The organism is Fibrobacter intestinalis, from assembly GCF_900167415.1.
Classification (GTDB): Bacteria; Fibrobacterota; Fibrobacteria; order Fibrobacterales; family Fibrobacteraceae; genus Hallerella; species Hallerella intestinalis.
The window spans coordinates 22,966-29,172 of sequence record NZ_FUWU01000044.1; the positions used below are offsets into that span (position 1 = coordinate 22,966).

Annotated in this window: 4 protein-coding genes; all 4 read left to right on the plus strand. The window is 46.9% G+C overall.

What is annotated here, in order from left to right:
• The first annotated feature begins 6 nt into the window (after nucleotides 1–6).
• The 4 genes from B5D40_RS11235 to eno all read left to right on the plus strand — a co-directional run bounded on the left by B5D40_RS11235 (nucleotide 7) and on the right by eno (nucleotide 5,786).
• Nucleotides 7–1,713, plus strand: a complete 1,707-nt coding sequence (locus B5D40_RS11235; RefSeq protein ID WP_078776976.1) for a right-handed parallel beta-helix repeat-containing protein — start codon at nucleotides 7–9, stop codon at nucleotides 1,711–1,713.
• A gap of 235 nt (nucleotides 1,714–1,948) precedes the next feature.
• Nucleotides 1,949–2,812 carry a TIGR02147 family protein gene (locus B5D40_RS11240; RefSeq protein WP_078776977.1) on the plus strand — a complete coding sequence of 288 codons (864 nt, stop codon included), beginning with the start codon at nucleotides 1,949–1,951 and terminating at the stop codon, nucleotides 2,810–2,812.
• Nucleotides 2,809–4,194, plus strand: coding sequence for a LamG-like jellyroll fold domain-containing protein (locus tag B5D40_RS11245; RefSeq protein ID WP_078776978.1), 1,386 nt, complete (start codon nucleotides 2,809–2,811; stop codon nucleotides 4,192–4,194). Before B5D40_RS11240 ends, B5D40_RS11245 begins: the two co-directional genes overlap by 4 nt.
• A 212-nt stretch (nucleotides 4,195–4,406) precedes the next feature.
• Entirely contained in the window at nucleotides 4,407–5,786 is a 1,380-nt protein-coding gene (eno, locus tag B5D40_RS11250) for a phosphopyruvate hydratase (protein ID WP_078776979.1), read from the plus strand.
• Nucleotides 5,787–6,207 lie beyond the last annotated feature (421 nt).

The following is a 6,207-nucleotide window of genomic DNA, read 5'->3' on the forward strand; positions in this document are numbered from 1 at the left end:
GTTTGTATGAAGAAAAATCATTTAATCGGAGGCGTTCGCCTTTGGGCTGCAGTCGGTATTTTGGCGGTCGCCCATGCCTATGGATCTACCTACTATGTCGCAGTGGACGGTAACGACCTTAATTCGGGAACCATGGAGCTGCCCTTTGCATCTTTGGCAAAGGCCAACGCAATCGTTACCGCTGGTGATACGGTATGGATTCGAGGCGGTGTTTACAACATTGTGGACACTACCTATGTGCGAAATGACGGTATGTCCGCCGGCATTTTTTTGAACAAGAGCGGCACCAGCGACGACAATCGAATCCATTACATGGCTTATCCGGGCGAGCAACCGATTTTTGATTTTTCGAATTTAAAAATTGGCCAGGCCTACAGTCACATTGGCAGCGTGGACAGCATCATGTACACGCCGGGCATTTTAATTCAAGCCAGCTACTTGCATTTGAAGGGATTGGAAATCCGAAACGTCCCCATGAAATACAACTCCAATGTGGGGGTCTATATCGCCCGCAGTAAGCATATCTTTTTAGAACAAATTAACAGCCACCATAACAAGGGAACGGGTTTCTTTGTAAACGAAAAAGGTACAGGAAGCGGCGGCGGTCATTATTTTTTGAATTGCGACAGCCACGATAACTATGATCCTAACGGTCGTCAGGGCGACGGTGAAAATGCAGACGGCTTTGGCGTACATTACCAGAGTTCCGGGGACACCACCCGTTTTTACGGTTGTCGCGCTTGGTGGAATAGCGATGATGGCTGGGATTTTATCAGCCAGGAATTTCCGGTAATCGTGGAAAACAGTTGGGCGATGGGACATGGCTACAGCAATTACGGAACCGCGAAACCCGCCAATGCCAATGGCAACGGTTTCAAGGCGGGCAGCAGCAAAACTGGCAACGGTCGGCACATCATCAAAAATTGCATCGCTTGGAAAAACAAAGCATCCGGCTTTTACGCAAACCACAGCAGCGTCGGCAATTACTGGTATAACAATACCGCTTATAGCAACGGCACCGCTTTTAACATGTGGGCAAGCACTTGGGACGAATCCGACAACCGAACCGACGGTGTGATTCTCACGGGTGACAAAGCCCATATCATGAAAAACAATATCGCATTTCCCAATAAAACCGCATACATCGGCGGGGATTATGTCAGCGGAGAATACAATACCTGGAATTTGAACATCACGCCGGCAGAATCGGATTTTTTGAGCGTGGACGATCCCAGTATGACTGTCACCGGTCAAGACCTTTCAACGATTGCCGGAATGTTGGGACCTCGCCAAAGCGACGGCAGCTTGCCGGATCTAGATTTCCTGAAGCTCACTGAAAACAGCCAAATGATTGACAAAGGTGTTGATGTGGGTTTGCCTTACATGGGAAACGCGCCGGATTTAGGAGCTTATGAATTCGGAATCGTTTTGCAGAGTTCCTCTTCGATTGAATTTTCTTCTAGCTCAGAAGCGCTTGTGCCCGAAAGTTCTTCTGCGGTAGAATCGTCGAGTTCTCAAGGATTTGGGGAAAATTCGTCCAGCTCGGAAACCGTGACTTCCATCCTCAATCGCCCTGATGCGATGATTGTTCCCAACGGAGAGATGCAAGTCTTTGATGCCCAAGGGAAATTTTTGGGAGGACGAATTCCGTCTCAAGCGGGAATCTACCTTGTTCGGCAAGGAAACTCGATTTTCCGGATTCGAAAGCGGTAGGCGAGGAAACGGCTCGGCGGTCTGGAAACAGGCCGCTTTTTTGTTGATATTTTCAGTTGTTCGTTTTTGTGCTATCCTTGCTTCTCCGCTCTTGCAACTTGGGATGGTGAAAGTAAACCGCTAACAACGTCCCGTCGGCTATGAATCACTGGATCTTTAGTAAAGAAATTTTTTAGAGTTTTTTTACTATAAAAACAACTACAATTTTAAATGGAAAAATTTTAAATTTTAGAGCATGAGCGCGTTCGTAAATATTTTTGACTTCACTAAATTTCGCAAGTATCTGGCGGCGTATCAAGAAATTCGTCAGCAATCGGAGCCGACATTTTCGCGGACCGAGTTCTGCATCCGATTGGGATTGCCGAATACGCGGAGCTACTTCAATGATGTAGTGCATGGCAAAAGAGTTTCTGAAAACATGTTGGAAAGATTTATTCGCGTTCTCGAACTCAAAGCGAACGAAGCCAAATATTTTAAAGCGATGGTGCATTTTGATCAGGGGAAAACATCCCAAGCCCGAGAATTTGCATTTGATGAAATGATGCGCCTGAACAAGACGCCGCAAGCGATTGTCGATCCGGACTCCTACGATTTTTTTGGAAATTGGTATAATAGCACGGTTTACGCGATTCTCGAAGTGATGGATGTCGGGGATGATCTTTCAGAACTTGCTCAAAAAATTTTTCCACCGGTCAGCGAAAAGCATTTACAGGTAAGCCTTTCCCTAATGCAAAAAATGAAGTTGATTCACCGCGATGAGCGCGGTTTCTGGAAGCCGACCAAGGAAAGCATCGCGACTGTCCAACAAAGTAAAAACCGGATGGTCTTGCGTTTTCAAAAGCAGTGCCTAGAGTTGTCCAAACAGGCTCTTGAATCCGAAGGCGTCCAGTCTCGGGATATGACGACGTTCACTTTTGCAGTATCGAAAAAAGCCCAGGAACAAGTGGAAAAAGCCGCAGAAATGTTCAAAGCGAAAGTCCGTGAAATCGTCATTGCCGACAGGGAAACGCCGACACTTGTAGAGCACATCAATCTGCATGTGTTCAGCAATTTGAAAAATGAAGAATCTTTGAAAAATGCGCAAGGGGAATTGTTATGAAGAATTGTTTGTCGATTTATCGAAATTTATGGAGCGTAGTGTTCGTTCTTACTTTGCATTTTCTATCGGCGTGTAGCGAAAATGTCGGCTCGACCGGAGATAGCGCAGGCATTCTAATTGAAACCAATACGGGAAATCGGCAAGTTGCTTGTGTTGTTGTCGCTACGGATCTCTGGGATTTGGAACCGCAAGATTTGGTTTCGCTTGTATTGTCGATTCGCGATACTGCCGGCGATACCGTTTATATCTATGAAAATGAATATTTAAAAGTCGTCGATTCCGCTTCGGTGGAATCGGGAAAAATCGTTTTGGACAGCCTTCCGGAAGGATTATATAAATGGGTGACTGTGACCTCTGCGACTGGTGAAAGCAGGTCCATCGCCATCGATTGGAATATCGGTGGTGGGAAAACTTATTTTGTCGATGAGGACGGTGTTCTAAAAATTTCGAATGGAAATGTTGCCGAAGATTCCACTGATAGCGTGCGCATTGTGCTTCCGGCAGGTTTTGAATTTTTGGCAAATGTCGATGAAGTTTTCAAGGACGTGCCTTTTTCTCTGTCGCTGGACTCGGCGTTTCAAAATCCATGCCTTCTCGATGCCGATGGGGAAGTCGTGAATTTGAGCGTTTCTGGTAGCAGTTTTTCCGAAGCCAAAAAACATTATTGGGGAAAAATGCCGAAAGTGTCTTTTTCCGCAAATGGCAGCATTGATTTTGTTGTAGTGAATCTTTGTCAAGAATCGGATTCTATGGAAATTGCCCTCGGAACTTATGTGAACCATTTGGAAGGGAATACTTTTGGTTCAGAAACGGCTCGCGAGAAATTTAACCTTCCTGGAATTTGGGGAAATGCAGCCTGGTATGATTCCACGGATAGTTGGAACATGGTTGAAAATTTCGTCCCGTTTGTGGATGGCAAATACATGACCGCTTCTTTTTGGTTTCTTTTGGACAGCACGATGCAAGCGGGACCTGGTAAAAGCTATACGCGTATTTTGTCTGCCAAAAAGGATAGCGTAGGATTTATCGTCCAACGACGCGATACGACGGGTTCTATTAACTTGCGGATCGACGCTCGTAAAAATGGAGTTGGCGATTACAACAAGACCTTCGGAACCGCATTAAATGTTTTGGACGGCTCTTGGCACAATTATGCGTTTACGATTTTCGAAGACAGCGTGAAAATCTATTTGGACGGTGCGCTGTTGATCGCGTCGGAGTTTGATTCCGGAGAAGGTTTTGCGGACGTTAGCAACCCGGCAATCGGCTACGAGGCTCCGAACAACATTGTCGGCGGAATGGATGAACTATTTTTCTTTGACGGAATGCAAAGCGAGAATTGGATGAAGCTGTTCTATGCGTTGCAAATCGCAGAGAGATAGCGACTGTCCGCAGGCGTGCAGCCATCGAGAAAATAAATATGGGATTGCGCGGCGAATTGACCGTTCTCCGACCATAGGCTCTCCCCACAAATTCCTCTTTTACGCATCGACGCGGGGTTATTGTCCAAGCATTGTGGATAGAATGTGAATCAATGTCGAAAAATTTTATATATTTCCAATGCAAATTTTTCACTTAACCAAAAGGCAAAAATATGGCTGCAAAAATCAAGTCTGTGAAGGCTCGTCAGATTTTGGACTCCCGTGGAAATCCGACTGTCGAAGCTGTTGTTGTTCTTGAATCCGGCGTCGAAGGCGTCGCCAAGGTTCCTAGCGGTGCTTCTACCGGTGTTCGCGAAGCTTGCGAACTCCGCGATGGCGGCAAGGCGTATTGTGGCAAGGGCACGACCAAGGCCGTGAAGAATGTCAATGAAAAGATTGCTTCGAAGAAGGGCATTATCGGCATGGACGCTTTCGACCAGAAAGCTGTTGATGACAAGATGATCGAACTCGACGGCGATCGTATGCGCAAGAATCATCTCGGCGCCAATGCGATTCTCGCGGTCTCCATGGCGGTTTGCGTTGCCGCTGCGAAAGAAGCCAAGCTCCCGCTTTACCAGTATATTGCGAAGCTCCACGGCACCAAGAAGCTCACTCTTCCGTGCCCGATGTGCAACGTCATCAACGGTGGCGCGCATTCTTCGGCTCCGATCGACTTCCAGGAATTCATGATTGCTCCGGTTGGCGCAAAGTCTTTCTCCGAAGGCCTCCAGATGGTCACGGAAATTTTCCACTCCCTCAAGAGCGTGCTCAAGAAGGGCGGTTTTGAAACGACCGTCGGTGACGAAGGCGGATTCGCTCCGGGCGTCGCCCTCAAGAAAGATGCGAAGTCCAAGTTTGGCTGGAAGATTACCGGCGTGATGACTTTGGAAAAAGCTCTGACCGCTCTCAAGGACGCAACGGAAGCTGCCGGTTACAAGTTCGGCAAGGACATCAAGATCGCTCTCGACGTCGCTTCTTCGGAATTCTGCGATCAGGAAGAAAAGAGCGAAAAGACCAAGTGGGACAAGAACAAGACTTACACTTTCAAGAAATCCACCGGCAAGACTTACAAGAGCGCACAGCTCGTCAAGTACTACGAAAAGATTGTGGACAAGTTCTCCATCTTCTCCATTGAAGACGGTCTCGATGAAAACGACTGGGCTGGTTGGAAGGTTCTTACCGAAGGTCTCGGCAAGAAAATCAACCTTGTCGGCGACGATCTGTTCGTTACCAACCCGACGATTTTCAACGAAGGCATCGAAGCGGGAATTGCCAACGCGATTCTTATCAAGGTGAACCAGGTCGGCTCTGTTTCGGAAACCCTCGCGGCTATCAAGACGGCGCAGGAAAAGGGCTACGCCCCGATCGTTTCCCACCGTTCCGGCGAAACGGAAGACACCTTCATTGCTGACCTCGCGGTGGGAACTGCCGCCGGCCAGATCAAGACCGGTTCGCTCTCTCGTACCGACCGCATTGCCAAGTACAACCGTCTTCTCGTGATCGAAGAAGAACTCGGCAAGAAGGCCGTTTACGCTGGCGATCCGCGCAAGTAATCGACTTTATTTGCAAAAGGAAGGCTCTCTTTTAAGAGGGCCTTTTTTTGTGGGAAATGATATAATTCTCCACTAAACGCTCAAAATTTTTGGAGCAAATACTCTCACTTAAAAATTTTCCAAAGTGTGAATGTTTTTACTAGGGGGATTCTTTTTCAAACGGGGCGTTTTTTTTCACAAGGAGAATTTTTTTTAATGGAATGTTTCTTTCACAAAGAGAACTCTCCTTCAAAACGTGAATTTCTTTTTCACAAACTGAATTTTTTCGCAGACGGCGAGATGCTCGTCCGCTATAAGTTTTAGCTGTTCCTCTTTTCCGATTTTCTCTAACTAGTCAGCCCTTAAAAAGTCACTTTGCGAACGCAAGATAAGGACGTTCGCATTTTTTGTTCATTCCGTTCCACAGAAGGCAAAAACAGTA